Origin of the sequence: Klebsiella sp. PCX (assembly GCF_021869705.1) — a bacterium.
GTDB classification, from domain to species: Bacteria; Pseudomonadota; Gammaproteobacteria; order Enterobacterales; family Enterobacteriaceae; genus Klebsiella; species Klebsiella quasipneumoniae.
In genome coordinates, this window is the sequence record NZ_CP091527.1 from 976,856 (window position 1) to 990,117 (window position 13,262).

Annotated in this window: 14 protein-coding genes, 2 tRNA genes, 1 rRNA gene and 1 pseudogene; 9 read left to right on the top strand and 9 right to left on the bottom strand. The window is 56.3% G+C overall.

Annotation, left to right across the window (positions count from 1 at the left end):
• Positions 1-5: 5 nt before the first annotated feature.
• Both GQR96_RS04485 and tilS read left to right on the top strand, forming a co-directional pair.
• A complete protein-coding gene (locus GQR96_RS04485; RefSeq protein WP_004204463.1) occupies positions 6-395 on the top strand; it encodes a VOC family protein in 390 nt (129 codons plus the stop codon).
• 53 nt (positions 396-448) lie between these two features.
• A complete protein-coding gene (gene tilS / locus GQR96_RS04490; RefSeq protein WP_065904258.1) occupies positions 449-1,762 on the top strand; it encodes a tRNA lysidine(34) synthetase TilS in 1,314 nt (437 codons plus the stop codon).
• A gap of 12 nt (positions 1,763-1,774) precedes the next feature.
• On the opposite strand, the gene rof is transcribed toward tilS, so the two are convergent.
• Together rof and GQR96_RS04500 are read right to left on the bottom strand one after the other, a co-directional pair.
• A complete protein-coding gene (rof, locus tag GQR96_RS04495) occupies positions 1,775-2,035 on the bottom strand; it encodes a Rho-binding antiterminator (protein WP_002889424.1) in 261 nt (86 codons plus the stop codon).
• Positions 2,022-2,222 carry a YaeP family protein gene (locus GQR96_RS04500; protein ID WP_002889429.1) on the bottom strand — a complete coding sequence of 67 codons (201 nt, stop codon included), beginning with the start codon at positions 2,220-2,222 and terminating at the stop codon, positions 2,022-2,024. Before GQR96_RS04500 ends, rof begins: the two co-directional genes overlap by 14 nt.
• A gap of 196 nt (positions 2,223-2,418) precedes the next feature.
• Between GQR96_RS04500 and GQR96_RS04505 the strand changes: the two genes are divergently transcribed.
• Genes GQR96_RS04505 through nlpE form a run of 3 tightly spaced genes read left to right on the top strand, consistent with a single transcriptional unit; the run spans position 2,419 to position 4,115 of the window.
• Entirely contained in the window at positions 2,419-2,964 is a 546-nt protein-coding gene (locus tag GQR96_RS04505) for a YaeQ family protein (protein ID WP_004204466.1), read from the top strand.
• Complete coding sequence (gene arfB / locus GQR96_RS04510; protein ID WP_004204468.1) at positions 2,961-3,374, top strand: alternative ribosome rescue aminoacyl-tRNA hydrolase ArfB; 414 nt, start codon at positions 2,961-2,963, stop codon at positions 3,372-3,374. Before GQR96_RS04505 ends, arfB begins: the two co-directional genes overlap by 4 nt.
• Before the next feature lie 42 nt (positions 3,375-3,416).
• Entirely contained in the window at positions 3,417-4,115 is a 699-nt protein-coding gene (gene nlpE, locus GQR96_RS04515; protein ID WP_004204471.1) for an envelope stress response activation lipoprotein NlpE, read from the top strand.
• Between the two features lie 189 nt (positions 4,116-4,304).
• Here nlpE and GQR96_RS04520 read toward each other — a convergent pair.
• From GQR96_RS04520 to metN, 7 genes and pseudogenes are all read right to left on the bottom strand, one after another.
• Positions 4,305-4,598: pseudogene (locus GQR96_RS04520) on the bottom strand (hypothetical protein); the annotation flags it as partial.
• Positions 4,599-4,656: 58 nt separating this feature from the next.
• The gene (gene proS, locus GQR96_RS04525) at positions 4,657-6,375 is read right to left on the bottom strand and encodes a proline--tRNA ligase (RefSeq protein ID WP_004204474.1); all 1,719 of its coding nucleotides are present in this window, start codon (positions 6,373-6,375) and stop codon (positions 4,657-4,659) included.
• A gap of 112 nt (positions 6,376-6,487) precedes the next feature.
• Positions 6,488-7,195, bottom strand: a complete 708-nt coding sequence (gene tsaA / locus GQR96_RS04530; RefSeq protein WP_017900660.1) for a tRNA (N6-threonylcarbamoyladenosine(37)-N6)-methyltransferase TrmO — start codon at positions 7,193-7,195, stop codon at positions 6,488-6,490.
• Entirely contained in the window at positions 7,192-7,599 is a 408-nt protein-coding gene (gene rcsF / locus GQR96_RS04535; protein WP_004204477.1) for an Rcs stress response system protein RcsF, read from the bottom strand. Before rcsF ends, tsaA begins: the two co-directional genes overlap by 4 nt.
• Positions 7,600-7,706: 107 nt before the next feature.
• Positions 7,707-8,522: a methionine ABC transporter substrate-binding lipoprotein MetQ gene (gene metQ, locus GQR96_RS04540; protein ID WP_002889445.1), complete on the bottom strand. Its 816-nt coding sequence runs from the start codon at positions 8,520-8,522 to the stop codon at positions 7,707-7,709.
• A 43-nt stretch (positions 8,523-8,565) separates the two neighbouring features.
• Positions 8,566-9,219 (bottom strand): methionine ABC transporter permease MetI, encoded by a 654-nt coding sequence (locus GQR96_RS04545; RefSeq protein WP_004204478.1) that lies wholly within the window; start codon positions 9,217-9,219, stop codon positions 8,566-8,568.
• Entirely contained in the window at positions 9,212-10,243 is a 1,032-nt protein-coding gene (gene metN / locus GQR96_RS04550) for a methionine ABC transporter ATP-binding protein MetN (protein WP_065904268.1), read from the bottom strand. Before metN ends, GQR96_RS04545 begins: the two co-directional genes overlap by 8 nt.
• Before the next feature lie 188 nt (positions 10,244-10,431).
• Here metN and gmhB point away from each other — a divergent pair, with 188 nt between their 5' ends.
• The 4 genes from gmhB to GQR96_RS04570 all read left to right on the top strand — a co-directional run bounded on the left by gmhB (position 10,432) and on the right by GQR96_RS04570 (position 13,164).
• On the top strand, positions 10,432-10,998 hold the full coding sequence (gmhB, locus tag GQR96_RS04555; protein WP_004204479.1) for a D-glycero-beta-D-manno-heptose 1,7-bisphosphate 7-phosphatase: 567 nt from the start codon (positions 10,432-10,434) through the stop codon (positions 10,996-10,998).
• Between the two features lie 368 nt (positions 10,999-11,366).
• Positions 11,367-12,906, top strand: a 16S ribosomal RNA gene (locus tag GQR96_RS04560).
• A gap of 69 nt (positions 12,907-12,975) precedes the next feature.
• Positions 12,976-13,052 (top strand) — tRNA-Ile (locus tag GQR96_RS04565).
• 36 nt (positions 13,053-13,088) lie between these two features.
• Positions 13,089-13,164 (top strand) — tRNA-Ala (locus tag GQR96_RS04570).
• The last annotated feature ends 98 nt before the right edge of the window (positions 13,165-13,262 follow it).

Here is a 13,262-nt window from a genome sequence, read left to right on the forward strand (position 1 = left end):
TGACCATGCTGGGTTTGAAACGGGTTCACCATATTGCCATCATTGCGACCGACTACGCCCGCAGTAAAGCGTTCTATTGCGATACTCTGGGGTTTACGCTGCAAAGCGAGTTTTATCGCGCCGAGCGTGACTCCTGGAAAGGCGATCTGGCGCTCAACGGCGAGTATGTGATTGAGCTGTTCTCGTTCCCGTTTCCGCCGGCCCGCCCCAGTCGTCCGGAAGCCTGCGGGCTGCGTCATCTGGCCTTTAGCGTGGATGATATCGACGCTGCGGTAGCGCATTTGACTGCGCATGGCGTGGAGTGCGAAGCGATTCGCGTCGATCCCTTTACCGGTAAACGCTTTACCTTCTTTAGCGATCCGGACGACCTGCCGCTGGAAATATATCAGCAGTAAACCTTGCCAGCGCGACCCTGGCCCGGTAACGTGCCGGGCCATCACTTCTTGGTATGTTTGTGGTTATGACGGCTGACATTGCGCATACGCTTCATCCCCATCGCCAGCTGCTGGTGGCCTTCAGCGGCGGTCTGGACTCGACGGTTCTTCTGCATCAGCTGGTGCTGCTGCGGGAACAGGATCCCTCGCTGACGCTGCGGGCGGTGCATGTTCACCACGGCCTTAGCGCCCACGCAGACGACTGGGTGGCGCACTGTCGGCAGATTTGCCAGCAGTGGCAGGTGCCGTTGGTGGTGCATCGCGTGACGTTAGCCCGGGGCGGCCTGGGCGTCGAGGCCCATGCCCGTGCGGCGCGCTATCAGGCCTTTCAGGATACGCTCAATGCCGGCGAGGTGTTAGTGACCGCCCAGCACCAGGATGACCAGTGCGAAACGCTGTTGCTGGCGTTAAAACGCGGCAGCGGTCCTACTGGTCTGTCGGCGATGGCGCCATCCTCTGCCTTTGCCGACAGCCGACTACTGCGTCCTCTCCTCAATGAAACCCGCGAATCGCTACGCCAGTGGGCGCTCGCCCATCAGTTGTCGTGGATTGAAGATGAGAGTAATCAGGACGATACCTATGACCGCAACTTTCTGCGCCTGCGGGTGATCCCGCTGCTGCGCGAGCGCTGGCCGCACTTTAGCGAGGCCGTCGCCCGCAGCGCCAGTCTGTGCGCCGAGCAGGAGCAACTGCTGGACGAGATACTGGCGGCGGAGCTCGCGTCGCTGGTGGCCGAAGACGGGTCGCTGGCTATCGCACCACTGACGTCGATGAGTTCTCCCCGCCGCGCGGCGCTGCTGCGTCGCTGGCTCGCCGGGCAGCGGGCGCCGATGCCGGCCCGCGAGGTGCCGGAGCGCCTCTGGCACGAGGTGGCGCTGGCGCGGGAAGATGCCAGCCCCTGCCTGCGGTTGGGGGAATTTACCGTCCGTCGTTTTCAGCAGCGCTTGTACTGGGTGAGATATGTACCCGGGCAGGCGGATAGCGTCCAGCACTGGCCCGACTGGCGCCAGCCGCTGCGGCTGGCGGACGGTCTCGGCGAGCTGATGCTGCAGCCGGGCGGCAGGCTGCGCCCGCCCTCGGCGGATGAGCCGATCACCGTCCGCTTTCGCGCCAGCGGCAATCTGCATATCGTCGGGCGTCATGGCGGCCGAAAGCTAAAGAAGATCTGGCAGGAGCTGGGCGTTGCTCCGTGGCGACGAGACACCACGCCGCTGCTGTTTTACGGTGAAACGCCGATTGCCGCAGCGGACGATCTGTTTGTGACCCACGAAGGTGAAGTCAAAGACGGGGAAGGAGTCAGTCTGACATGGAGGAAAACGGGCGGTTAAGCCCGTTTTGATTCAGGATTCGCTCACCACCACGGTGCCGATTTCCGGGTGACTGAAGCTGGCGATTTTATCCAGGCGCAGCTCGCGGACGTTGCCGGCGAGTTCGACCACCAGATACTCGATATTTTTACGCGAGATTAGATCGCTGGCCTTCGCCTGCAGCTGTTCGCCATCCTTCAGCGCCAGCGTCAGCACCAGGTGATGCTGGCAGGCCAGCTCCAGGTTGTCGTAATCATCGCAGTTAATGGGTTGATAAGTATCATTCATTGACATAATCGCTCACCAGTAAGTTTGCTGCCGCATAAGCGGCCTTTTCCCTGACTGACTCCGAAAGGGCCTCATCCGCCGCAATCTCATTTAATACTTTCAACACGCAACCCAGCGCATCCGGGATATACCCTAAGTCTCCGCTGGCTATTTCCGCATACCGCTTGCGTATTAACTCACAATAGTGGTCCACATGCCCTCCTGTCAGCGTTCTGACTCAACCGTGGGATGCAAGTTTAAGCCTACGAAGATAAACTCTGTTTAGCAAGGGAACTATATCATAGTCATTTAAGCAATTTCAGCAGGATGAAACAGGTTGCTGCGATTGCTGACAGCCTTTTGCCGCCAGTTTCGCTACAATGTACGCCATTTTTTTCAGGAGTTTATTCATGGCGCTGAAAGCGACGATATATAAAGCCGCGGTGAATGTAGCCGATCTGGATCGCAACCAGTTTCTGGATGCTAACCTGACGCTGGCGCAGCACCCGTCGGAAACCCAGGAGCGCATGATGCTGCGCCTGCTGGCGTGGATCAAATATGCCGATGAACGGCTGCAGTTTACGCGCGGCCTCTCGTCAGACGACGAGCCGGAGCTGTGGCTGCTTAACGATCATCTCGGGGTTGATCTGTGGATCGAGCTGGGGCTGCCGGACGAGAAACGTATCAAGAAAGCCTGCTCGCGGGCGCAGGCGGTGGCGTTGTTCGCCTATAACAGCCGGGCGGCTGAAATCTGGTGGCAGCAAAATCAGAACAAGCTTGCGGCGTACCCGAAGCTGACCATCTGGTATCTTGATGATGCCCAGCTGGCGCAGCTTAGCGCTTTTGCCGACCGCACGATGACGCTGCAGGCCACTTTGCAGGAGGGGAGCATCTGGTTATCCGATGCTCAGAATAATCTGGAAATTCAGCTTACCGCCTGGCAAGCGCCGGCATGATTACTATCAGCCGCAGTGTGGCCATTGCTGACAACGAGATCACGCTGGAAGGTATTCGCGCCCAGGGGGCCGGGGGCCAGCACGTGAACAAAGCGTCGACCGCGATCCATCTGCGCTTCGATATTAAAGCCTCGAGCCTGCCGGCGTTTTACAAAGAGCGCCTGCTCGCCGCCAGCCATCACTTAATTTCTGCTGACGGTGTGGTTATCATTAAGGCTCAGGAATATCGCAGTCAGGAGATGAACCGCGAAGCGGCGATCGCCCGGCTGGTGGCCCTTATCAAAGAATTAACCGCAGTGCAAAAAAGTCGCCGGGAGACGCGACCGACTCGGGCATCCAAAGAGCGTCGCCTTGCTTCTAAGGCGCAAAAGTCCTCAGTCAAGGCGCTGCGTGGAAAAGTTCGCCAGTGAAGGCGTCGGCGAACGGGTGGAATGGATCATAAGGAAAGTAGAGTGAAGAAAATCATATTCTCCGTGATAGCGGCCTGTTCGCTGTTCGCGCTGTTTGGTTGTAACCATCGCGCCGAAAATGACACGGTTCAGCCGGCAGCGATGGAAGAGCTCAAACCGATGCAGCAAAGCTGGCGTGGGGTGCTGCCCTGCGCGGATTGCGAAGGCATCGACACCTCGCTGTTCCTGGAAAAAGACGGTACCTGGGTGATGAATGAGCACTACCAGGGCGCTGGTCGTGAACCATCTTCCTTTGCCTCTTACGGCACCTGGGCGCGTACAGCGGATAAGCTGGTACTGACCAACAGCAAGGGCGAAAAATCGTACTTTCGCGCGAAGGGCGACAAGCTGGAGATGCTCGACCGCAACGGGAGTCCCATTCAGTCTCCTCTCAACTATACCCTGGAGCCGGTGAAGGCCAGCCTGCCGACCACCCCGATGGCGATGCGTGGCATGTACTTCTATATGGCCGATGCGGCAACCTTTACTGATTGCGCGACCGGTAAACGCGTCGCGGTGGCGAACAATGCCCAGCTTGAGCGGGATTATGCCGCTGCCCGCGGCAATGATTCACGTCCGGTTCTGCTGGTGGTGGAAGGGCACTTTACCCTCGAGGCGAACCCGGATACCGGCGAAATGATGAAAACGCTGATGACGGATCAGGCCGGCAAATTTATTCCAGGGAAAGACTGCGGACACTGATTGTCCGGCTCCTGCCCGGGAAACGGGCAGGAGATACGCCTCAGCGGTAGCCGGCCAGCGGACTTCGGTTATGGTGGTTTTACCGTCCCCCCCTTTTCCACCAACCATAGCGCACGAATCATGAGCCTCATGACGGGTGGGAAAGGGCAAATCGTTCTTTTACTCCGCACCGGCCTTCGGATTGTTCACCAGATACAGCGCGACGTGGCTCACGGAAGAGGGACTGAAGGCGCGGATCCCAAACGAAGTGACGCCGAGGCTGGAGAAGAAGAGCAGGTCGCCGGAACGTAGGTCGCTTTCGGCGATTTCGCGCAGTCCGCTGCCGGCAATCGAGCTTTGGCGCTGGAGGGGGACCGCCCATGGCAGTGAGCGGCTATCGGTAGCGGATGCGGAAGGGGCGTTGCGGCCGACGTCTACAGTGCAGGCGGTAGGCAGGAGCAGGGCGGAGGTCAGCAGCCCGCTACTGAGGAGAGGTCCAGTCACGGGTGCAGTACTTGTAAAAAAAAGGCCCTGACATCCGTTCAGGGCCCTGGTTGGGTGATTAGCCTTTTATCGCTTTAACCAGATATTCCACAATATCCCCGGTCTTAATCAGCTGCTTCTCACCGTTGCGACGATACTTGTATTCGATATCGTCATTGTCGAGGTTACGATCGCCCAGCACGATGGTGTGCGGGATACCGATCAGCTCCATATCTGCGAACATCACGCCCGGACGCTCTTTACGATCGTCCATCAGCACTTCAATACCCTGGGCGCTCAGCTCGGCGTACAGTTTCTCCGCCAGCTCCTGCACACGGTAAGATTTGTGCATGTTCATCGGCAGGATCGCCACCTGGAACGGCGCAATCGCATCCGGCCAGACGATACCGCGATCGTCAAAGTTCTGCTCAATCGCCGCCGCCACTACGCGAGTGACCCCGATACCATAGCAGCCCATCGTCAGGATCTGGTTGCGGCCATCTTCGCCCTGGACCGCGGCTTTCATCGCCTCGGAGTACTTCGTCCCCAGCTGGAAGATATGACCCACTTCGATACCGCGCTTGATAAGCAGGGTACCTTTGCCGTCCGGGCTCGGATCGCCGGCGACGACGTTACGGATGTCCGCGACTTCCGGCGTGGCGACATCGCGGTCCCAGTTGATGCCGAAGTAGTGTTTGCCATCGATGTTGGCGCCGGCGGCGAAATCGCTCATCACCGCCACAGTACGGTCGATAATCACCGGCACCGGCAGGTTCACCGGACCCAGGGAGCCCGGACCGGCTTTCACCAGGGCGCGGATCTCTTCTTCGGTGGCGAAGGTCAGCGGGCTGGCGACCTGCGGCAGTTTTTCGGCTTTCACTTCGTTCAGCTCGTGATCGCCGCGCACCAGCAGGGCAACCAGCGGGGAAGCGCTATCTTCAACCGCTTTCACCAGCAGGGTTTTCACGGTTTTTTCGATCGGCAGGTTGAACTGCTCAACCAGCTCGGCGATGGTTTTGGCGTTCGGCGTGTCGACCAGGGTCATCTCCTGGGTGGCGGCCGCGCGCGGCGTTTTCGGCGCAACGGCTTCCGCAAACTCGATGTTTGCCGCGTAGTCGGAGCTGTCGGAGAAGATCACATCGTCTTCGCCGCTCTGCGCCAGCACCTGGAATTCATGAGAGGCGCTGCCGCCGATAGAGCCGGTATCAGCCTGTACCGCGCGGAAGTCCAGCCCCATGCGGCTGAAGATTTTACTGTAAGCGGCGTACATCGCATCGTAGGTTTCCTGCAGCGATTCCTGCGAAGTATGGAAAGAGTACGCATCTTTCATCAGGAATTCGCGGGAGCGCATCACGCCGAAACGCGGACGCACTTCGTCGCGGAATTTGGTCTGGATCTGATAGAAGTTCAGCGGCAGCTGCTTATAGGAGTTCAGCTCGTTGCGGATCAGGTCGGTGATGACCTCTTCGTGGGTTGGACCGAGGACGAACGGACGATCGCCACGATCGGCAATGCGCAGCAGTTCCGGGCCGTACTGCTCCCAGCGACCGCTCTCCTGCCATAGTTCAGATGGCTGAACGACCGGCATTAACACCTCGATCGCACCGGCGTTGTTCATCTCTTCACGCACGATGTTTTCGACTTTTTTCAGGACGCGCACGCCGGTCGGCAGCCAGGTGTATAACCCGGAGGCCAGCTTGCGGATCATCCCGGCGCGCAGCATCAGCTGGTGGCTGATTACCTCGGCGTCGGCAGGTGTCTCCTTCAGAGTGGAGAGCAGATATTGGCTAGTACGCATGTTGTAACGGTTCCAGTTAAACGAGCGGAACAGGCTGGTTGCCCAGCCTGAAACAAAAAAAGTGGTTTAGTTTACCAGTGTGGCAAAGATGCCAAAAGAGAGGAAAATAAAATTAGCGCGCTTCGAGGGCAAAGACTTCAAAACCGGCGGCAGTCACCCGCCAGCGGACGTTGAAATCCAGCAGCCAGACGGCGTAATTTTTACCTGCCTCTTCTTCCTTACGATAGGCCGGACGCGGATCCTGCGCCAGCACCTCTCGGATAAACGCCTTCAGATGCGGATAACGCTTCTCCAGATGCAAAAGCTGCGTTTCGACCTCGGCGGTAAAACTGACGACCTGATCCGCCTGCGGTGCCTGTTGCGCGTAGCTGGCGTGCGCGTTGGGCAGCGCTTCGGCAAACGGCAGATAGGGTTTGATGTCGACCACCGGCGTACCGTCGACGAGATCGAGGCTGCCGAGCTCCAGTATCACCTGCTCTTTTTGACAGCGAACGCCCTTCAGCTCAACCAGCGACATGCCAATGGGATTGGGGCGAAACGTGGAGCGGGTGGCGAAGACGCCCATACGCGCGTTGCCCCCGAGACGGGGAGGGCGCACCGTCGGACGCCAGCCGCCTTCCATGGTCTGATGAAACACAAACAAGATCCACAGATGGCTGAAGCTTTCCAGACCACGCACGGCGTCGGCCTGGTTGTAGGGCGCGATCAGATGGAGTTCTCCGCCGCCGTGCTTGACCAGACCCGGCTGGCGAGGCACGGCAAACTTCTCTTTATACGGCGAGCGGATAACGCCTATCTGCGCGAACTGAAATGCACTCATTGCGCCGATACGTTAAGCGCCGAGCCCAGACAAACCGCCTGACGGTAGCAGCCTGGGGTACCGCTGGTCACTTCGCAGCGGTGCAGCAGGACAGCATTGGCTTTCATTCGTGCGGCATTAATCTGCAGGCGCTTGCGGGCGGTAGGGATATTCGGCGGAGAATCCTGATTCGAAGCCTGGCAGGACTCGCCAGACACTTCACCCAGATCGCGGAACGGTTTACCTACCAGCTCTGACGCATCGGTATAAATACGTACCGGCGCCGGACGGGTTGCGCGTGGTTTGGTCGGCTCCGATTTAACCGGAGGAGTTGCAGTGCTTTGAACAGGCTCGACGGGAGATCTGCTTAGCATGGAACAACCGCTTAACATGAGTGCTATCAAACAGACCGGTAAAGCACGCATAATATTTCCTCAATGAATAAAAAACAGGGCGTTATTGAATCAGGTGCTTGCATAAATGACAAGACGGGCGTGAAGCCCGTCCTGAATGATATTACGGTGAGAAAAGATTACCAGCCTTTCACTGCGCCGCCGTTAAAGATCTTGTTTGCTGCTTCGTAAACTTCATCGCTCTGGTAAGCCTGAACGAATTTTTTCACATTCTCAGCATCTTTATTGTCTTCACGCGCCACGATCAGGTTCACGTACGGCGACTCTTTCCCTTCAACAAAGATGCCGTCTTTCGCCGGGGTCAGGCCAATCTGGCTGGCGTAAGTGGTGTTGATAACGGCCAGCGCAATCTGCGCGTCGTCGAGAGAACGCGGCAGCTGCGGCGCTTCCAGTTCAACAATCTTCAGGTTTTTCGGGTTCTCGACGATATCCAGCGAGGTCGGCAGCAGGCCAACGCCGTCTTTCAGTTTGATCAGGCCCACCTGCTGCAGCAGCAGCAGAGAACGACCGAGGTTGGTCGGATCGTTAGGGACGGCGATCTGCGAGCCCGGCTGCAGTTCGTCCAGCGATTTGATTTTCTTCGAGTAACCCGCGATCGGGTAGACGAAGGTATTGCCGACAGCCACCAGCTTGTAGCCGCGGTCTTTAATCTGCTGGTCGAGGTACGGTTTATGCTGGAAGGCGTTGACGTCGATATCACCTTTGCTCAGCGCTTCGTTCGGCAGAACGTAATCGTTGAAGGTCACCAGCTCAACGTCAAGGCCATACTTCTCTTTTGCCACTTTCTGCGCGACTTCAGCGACCTGCTGCTCCGCCCCGACGATAACGCCGACTTTAATATGATTCGGATCTTTTTCATCCTGACCGCAACCCACCAGCGCCAGAGAACCGATTAACGCACCAACTGCCGCAAAGGTTTTGAAATTAAAGGCCATGTTATTTCCTTCCTGTAAGAATGAGTGTTGTCTGCCAATAACGTTATTTATGAGTCACAGCCCGGACGATGCGATCGCCAGAGAATTGAATTAAATAAACCAGAATAACCAGCAATACCAGTACGGTATTCATCACGGTGGCGTTGTAGCCGATATAGCCATACTGATAACCAATCTGCCCCAAACCGCCGGCGCCCACCGCGCCGCCCATGGCGGAATAGCCCACCAGGGTGATAAGAGTGATAGTGGCGGCGTTGACCAGACCCGGCAGCGCTTCAGGCAGCAGAACCTTACGCACGATCTGCAGCGGCGTAGCGCCCATTGCCCGGGAGGCTTCAATAAGGCCTGTCGGGATCTCCAGCAGCGCGTTCTCCACCATGCGAGCGATAAACGGCGCGGCGCCCACTGTCAACGGCACGATCGCCGCCTGCAGGCCGATTGAGGTGCCGACGATTACGCGGGTAAACGGGATCATCCAGACCAACAGGATAATGAACGGGATGGAGCGGAAAATGTTCACCAGCGCCGACAGCGTCCGGTACAGTTTAGCATTGGCGACGATTTGCCCCGGACGGGTCACGTACAGCAGCACGCCCACCGGCAGGCCAAGGACAAAACCGAAGAAGCCGGAGACAAAGGTCATTGCCAGCGTTTCCCATACGCCGCGCAACAGCAGCCACATCATTGCCTCAGACATAACCCAATACCTCTACTTTTACATGATGTTCCTGCAGCCAGGCGATAGCCGCCTGAGTGTCTTCCTGTGTACCGTGCATTTCAGTCAGCATGATGCCGAACTTCACCCCGCCGGCATAATCCATCTGCGCGCTAATAATGTTGTTATTCACGTTGAAGCGACGCGCGGTTTCAGAAAGCAGCGGCGCATCGACGGAATGGCCGGTAAATTCCATGCGCAGCATTGGTAAGCTATCCGCTGTAGCGGTAGGTTTCAGGCGCGCCTGGTAGTCATCCGGAATATCCAGGTGCAGGGTCGACTGAATAAACTGCTGGGCCAGCGGCGTCTTCGGATGGGAGAAGACTTCGCTCACCGTGTCCTGCTCAATCAACTGGCCGTTGCTAATCACCGCCACGCAGTCGCAAATGCGTTTCACCACATCCATTTCGTGGGTGATCAGCAGGATGGTCAGCCCCAGACGACGGTTAATGTCTTTCAGCAGTTCGAGAATGGAACGGGTGGTGGCCGGATCCAGGGCGCTGGTGGCTTCATCGCACAGCAGCACCTTGGGGTTACTGGCCAGCGCGCGGGCAATGGCGACACGCTGTTTCTGACCGCCGGAGAGATTAGCCGGATAGCTGTCGTGCTTATCGCCCAGGCCGACAAGATCCAGCAGCTCCGTCACACGGCGTTTGATTTCTGCCTGTGGCGTGTTATCCAGCTCCAGGGGTAACGCCACGTTGCCGAAAACGGTGCGGGATGCCAGCAGGTTAAAATGCTGGAAAATCATGCCAATCTGACGGCGAGCGCGGGTTAGCTCTTTTTCCGACAGCGCAGTCAGTTCCTGACCGTCAACCTGTACGCTGCCCTCGGTCGGGCGCTCCAGCAGGTTAACGCAGCGAATCAGCGTACTTTTACCGGCGCCTGAGGCACCGATGACGCCGTAAATTTGTCCGGCAGGGACATGCAGGCTGACATTGTTCAGCGCCTGAATGCTGCGATTCCCCTGCTGGAACACTTTGGTGATATTGGAAAGTTTAATCATCAGTTATTTATTATCGTTTAGCCGTTTGCCGTGGCATTTTCTTCTGCCGTATCCAGGCGATGCCTGGCAATGAAATGGATGTTAAGGCATCCAGACGTCTAAATCAATCTGACTCTTTATAATGAGCACTTTCTTGCATGCGGAAACATGCGATACTAACGGCACTAGCCTTTTTCAGGAGCAAACCGGTGGCAAAGTCAGTACCCGCAATTTTTCTCGACCGTGACGGCACCATTAATGTCGATCATGGCTACGTCCACGAAATCGACAATTTTGAATTTATCGATGGCGTCATTGACGCAATGCGCGAGCTCAAAGAGATGGGCTACGCGCTGGTGCTGGTCACTAACCAGTCCGGTATTGCTCGCGGTAAATTTACCGAAGCCCAGTTTGAAACGCTGACCGAATGGATGGACTGGTCTCTGGCAGACCGTGGCGTAGATCTGGACGGTATCTATTATTGCCCGCATCACCCGCAGGGTGCGGTTGAGGAGTACCGTCAGACCTGTGATTGCCGTAAACCGCATCCGGGGATGCTGATCTCCGCTCGCGATTATCTGCATATCGATATGGCCGCTTCCTATATGGTAGGGGACAAACTGGAAGATATGCAGGCTGCAGCGGCCGCTGATGTCGGTACTAAAGTGCTGGTGCGTACCGGTAAGCCTGTTACTGAAGAAGCGGAAAAAGCCGCGGATTGGGTGCTAAATAGCCTGACCGAGCTGCCGGCGGCGATTAAAAAGCAGCAAAAATAAGCGTTGCGTATAAAAGATGAGCGGTTGAAATAAAATTGTATTTTTCCGCTTGTCATTCCCGGCGGGCTCCCTATAATGCGCCTCCATCGACACGGCGGATGTGAATCACTTCACACAAACAGCCGGTTCGGTTGAAGAGAAAAATCCTGAAAAACGGGTTGACTCTGAAAGAGGAAAGCGTAATATACGCCACCTCGCGACAGAGCGCTAAAGCGCGTCGCAACTGCTCTTTAACAATTTATCAGACAATCTGTGTGGGCACTCAAAGTGACATGGATTCTTAACGTCCTCGGACGAAAAATGAATACCAAGTCTCAAGAGTGAACACGTAATTCATTACGAAGTTTAATTCTTTGAGCATCAAACTTAAATTGAAGAGTTTGATCATGGCTCAGATTGAACGCTGGCGGCAGGCCTAACACATGCAAGTCGAGCGGTAGCACAGAGAGCTTGCTCTCGGGTGACGAGCGGCGGACGGGTGAGTAATGTCTGGGAAACTGCCTGATGGAGGGGGATAACTACTGGAAACGGTAGCTAATACCGCATAACGTCGCAAGACCAAAGTGGGGGACCTTCGGGCCTCATGCCATCAGATGTGCCCAGATGGGATTAGCTAGTAGGTGGGGTAACGGCTCACCTAGGCGACGATCCCTAGCTGGTCTGAGAGGATGACCAGCCACACTGGAACTGAGACACGGTCCAGACTCCTACGGGAGGCAGCAGTGGGGAATATTGCACAATGGGCGCAAGCCTGATGCAGCCATGCCGCGTGTATGAAGAAGGCCTTCGGGTTGTAAAGTACTTTCAGCGGGGAGGAAGGCGATAAGGTTAATAACCTTGTCGATTGACGTTACCCGCAGAAGAAGCACCGGCTAACTCCGTGCCAGCAGCCGCGGTAATACGGAGGGTGCAAGCGTTAATCGGAATTACTGGGCGTAAAGCGCACGCAGGCGGTCTGTCAAGTCGGATGTGAAATCCCCGGGCTCAACCTGGGAACTGCATTCGAAACTGGCAGGCTAGAGTCTTGTAGAGGGGGGTAGAATTCCAGGTGTAGCGGTGAAATGCGTAGAGATCTGGAGGAATACCGGTGGCGAAGGCGGCCCCCTGGACAAAGACTGACGCTCAGGTGCGAAAGCGTGGGGAGCAAACAGGATTAGATACCCTGGTAGTCCACGCCGTAAACGATGTCGATTTGGAGGTTGTGCCCTTGAGGCGTGGCTTCCGGAGCTAACGCGTTAAATCGACCGCCTGGGGAGTACGGCCGCAAGGTTAAAACTCAAATGAATTGACGGGGGCCCGCACAAGCGGTGGAGCATGTGGTTTAATTCGATGCAACGCGAAGAACCTTACCTGGTCTTGACATCCACAGAACTTTCCAGAGATGGATTGGTGCCTTCGGGAACTGTGAGACAGGTGCTGCATGGCTGTCGTCAGCTCGTGTTGTGAAATGTTGGGTTAAGTCCCGCAACGAGCGCAACCCTTATCCTTTGTTGCCAGCGGTTCGGCCGGGAACTCAAAGGAGACTGCCAGTGATAAACTGGAGGAAGGTGGGGATGACGTCAAGTCATCATGGCCCTTACGACCAGGGCTACACACGTGCTACAATGGCATATACAAAGAGAAGCGACCTCGCGAGAGCAAGCGGACCTCATAAAGTATGTCGTAGTCCGGATTGGAGTCTGCAACTCGACTCCATGAAGTCGGAATCGCTAGTAATCGTAGATCAGAATGCTACGGTGAATACGTTCCCGGGCCTTGTACACACCGCCCGTCACACCATGGGAGTGGGTTGCAAAAGAAGTAGGTAGCTTAACCTTCGGGAGGGCGCTTACCACTTTGTGATTCATGACTGGGGTGAAGTCGTAACAAGGTAACCGTAGGGGAACCTGCGGTTGGATCACCTCCTTACCTTAAAGAACCTGCCTTTGCAGTGCTCACACAGATTGTCTGATGAAAAACAGCAGTAAAAACCTCTACAGGCTTGTAGCTCAGGTGGTTAGAGCGCACCCCTGATAAGGGTGAGGTCGGTGGTTCAAGTCCACTCAGGCCTACCAAATTTGCGAAGCAAATTTGAAGAGGTTGCAAACGATGGGGCTATAGCTCAGCTGGGAGAGCGCCTGCTTTGCACGCAGGAGGTCTGCGGTTCGATCCCGCATAGCTCCACCATCTTTACTGCGAACACAAGAAAACTTCAGAGTGAACCTGAAAAGGTGCACTGCGAAGTTTTGCTCTTTAAAAATCTGGATCAAGCTGAAAATTGAAAC

Bases quoted from the DNA above. Each gene is read 5' to 3' on its own strand.
- arfB (WP_004204468.1), top strand. From the start codon at position 2,961: ATGATTACTATCAGCCGCAGTGTGGCCATTGCTGACAACGAGATCACG.
- tilS (WP_065904258.1), top strand. From the start codon at position 449: ATGTTTGTGGTTATGACGGCTGACATTGCGCATACGCTTCATCCCCAT.
- metN (WP_065904268.1), bottom strand. From the start codon at position 10,243: ATGATTAAACTTTCCAATATCACCAAAGTGTTCCAGCAGGGGAATCGC.
- GQR96_RS04505 (WP_004204466.1), top strand. From the start codon at position 2,419: ATGGCGCTGAAAGCGACGATATATAAAGCCGCGGTGAATGTAGCCGAT.
- rof (WP_002889424.1), bottom strand. From the start codon at position 2,035: ATGTCAATGAATGATACTTATCAACCCATTAACTGCGATGATTACGAC.
- rcsF (WP_004204477.1), bottom strand. From the start codon at position 7,599: ATGCGTGCTTTACCGGTCTGTTTGATAGCACTCATGTTAAGCGGTTGT.
- GQR96_RS04545 (WP_004204478.1), bottom strand. From the start codon at position 9,219: ATGTCTGAGGCAATGATGTGGCTGCTGTTGCGCGGCGTATGGGAAACG.
- tsaA (WP_017900660.1), bottom strand. From the start codon at position 7,195: ATGAGTGCATTTCAGTTCGCGCAGATAGGCGTTATCCGCTCGCCGTAT.
- proS (WP_004204474.1), bottom strand. From the start codon at position 6,375: ATGCGTACTAGCCAATATCTGCTCTCCACTCTGAAGGAGACACCTGCC.
- GQR96_RS04485 (WP_004204463.1), top strand. From the start codon at position 6: ATGCTGGGTTTGAAACGGGTTCACCATATTGCCATCATTGCGACCGAC.
- metQ (WP_002889445.1), bottom strand. From the start codon at position 8,522: ATGGCCTTTAATTTCAAAACCTTTGCGGCAGTTGGTGCGTTAATCGGT.